This window comes from Nostoc sp. UIC 10890 (assembly GCF_054786515.1).
Genome location: NZ_JBSGKF010000116.1, coordinates 1 through 1,913, shown reverse-complemented (window position 1 = coordinate 1,913; position 1,913 = coordinate 1). Strand labels below are relative to the sequence as shown.

Annotated in this window: 2 protein-coding genes; both read right to left on the bottom strand. The window is 40.8% G+C overall.

Annotated features, from left to right (window positions below):
• Positions 1 to 79: 79 nt before the first annotated feature.
• Positions 80 to 829, bottom strand: coding sequence for a P-loop NTPase family protein (locus ACWATR_RS39650; protein ID WP_460345767.1), 750 nt, complete (start codon positions 827 to 829; stop codon positions 80 to 82).
• A gap of 9 nt (positions 830 to 838) precedes the next feature.
• Complete coding sequence (locus tag ACWATR_RS39645) at positions 839 to 1,363, bottom strand: hypothetical protein (RefSeq protein ID WP_460345764.1); 525 nt, start codon at positions 1,361 to 1,363, stop codon at positions 839 to 841.
• Positions 1,364 to 1,913: the final 550 nt, after the last annotated feature.

Here is a 1,913-nt window from a genome sequence, read left to right as displayed (position 1 = left end):
TTTTTTGACTCAAATTTTAGTTAGGCTCTCTCCCCTCCGCTATCCTAATTAAGCGCATTAGAGTTTCCTCCTCTCTTGGCTAGACTCCAACAAGTGATAAAAATATTGCTGCTTTTACAAACTCGGATTCATTCTCTTGTATCCACACACGTAACCTAGCTTTATTGCTGCTCGTTAATTTCTGATGTAATAGTCCTTCTCTAAAACTTAAATCTAGCTCGTCAATTTTGTCATAAACCGGATCTATAAGAGGAAAAAAATTTAGCTCGATTGCTCCTAGCTCATTAACAGCAGCTCTGGTTTTAGATTTGTCGTATCTGGTGAAACCATCTTCGCCCCAGTACAAATTTTTCACCACTACGTAATCAACTTGATTGCCGCAAGATTCTATTAGCTGTTTAAGTCGGATGATGCTGTCTTTAACACGACCTAGCACCCATACCATAGTGATGCGATAACCAAGACGTGCCGATTCAATATCTTGAACAAAATCCTTAAAATATTCCCCAACTCCAGGTGGCAAATCCACTAGTGATACAACAGGAGCTAATGTCGATAAATCATTTAAGAAAACTTCATTGACAGCCCGTTGATTGAATTTGAGCGTTTTGACCCCACCAGTCACATTATAGTTATAGTGTCTCCAGAGTTGTGGATTGCTAGAGTCGCAATCATAAGCAGTAACTAGTATATTATTTGCTAAGTACATATCTAAGAGAAACCGAGCCACAGTACTCTTACCTGTGCCTCCCTTATCTCCAGTACACAGGACTATTCTCTTATTGAACGCTGCCCCCTCGACTGAAAGACTGCTTTTTTTAGTCATCATCAATTCAGTTTATAATTCTTCGTTACTATAAAGTTTTGGCTCAAAGGTATAGTTATTTATTTCAGAGGAGGATTTTGATTGTGCCGATTGCTGCTGCGCTGCTGACTGTTTATTTTTTGTCTTGCCCAGAGTACTAGTTACAGGTATTGACTTAGTTTCACTACTAGCTTGAACAGGCGCAGTATTTAGCACTGTTGGCTGATTCAGAGTAGCAGCAATACTTGATGATGTACTGCTGTTGTCACTTGACGAAGTTTTTTGACGGCGACGAGTATTTTTCTTCACCTCACCCAATAAATACTTGATTCGTCCCCCACTCAAGTTAATGCCTAGCCCTTTCAACATCTCTGACACTTCATCATAACTATAGCCATACTTATCAGAGGTCAGTTTTTCGATATATCGCCTCATCTTGCGAACAGCTTCTCTGTCTGAGATGTCCTCTCGCTCTTTCGGCTTCTGCTCCTTCAGCAGATTGATGGCTTTATCAATCTTGCCCTTCGTAATAACTTCTGAATTCTGATGTTCACTCATGGTTATCTTGTGAATCCCGATTAACTGATAATTATCGGCTATTTGAAATAAGTTTCCCCAATTTATTTTCAAAATGCTAAAAAAAATTGACGATTGCGGCTACGCCGAATTACCTTTTAGTATTACGGCTACGCCTTATATTTTTTAGTGTGGCAGCTTCGCTGGTATTCTTATCCAAACTAATGCTAAAAAATCTGCCTATTACAGCTACGCCGAATCTAGAATTTTACTTAAAACAGCTACGCTGAATTATTTTTTAGTATTGTGGCTACGCCGGACTATTATATTGTGTGGCAGCTTCGCTGAATCAGAGAATTTTCATATAGCAGCTACGCCGTTTTTATCGACTCTATGGTGGCTACGCCGAACCAGAATTTACCGACTACTTTATTTTTTCCTATTGCGGCTACGCCGTTGCTATCCTCCTCTGTAGGTTGTAGGATGGTCAGCAGCACGGCTACGCCGAAAGTACTCTCGCCCTCAGCCTCTCGCTGTGTCCTCCGTACATACGTAGCACTCGATACCTCGCCCACCCCGTAAATGGGCTAGA

Bases quoted from the DNA above. Each gene is read 5' to 3' on its own strand.
- ACWATR_RS39650 (WP_460345767.1), bottom strand. From the start codon at position 829: ATGATGACTAAAAAAAGCAGTCTTTCAGTCGAGGGGGCAGCGTTCAAT.
- ACWATR_RS39645 (WP_460345764.1), bottom strand. From the start codon at position 1,363: ATGAGTGAACATCAGAATTCAGAAGTTATTACGAAGGGCAAGATTGAT.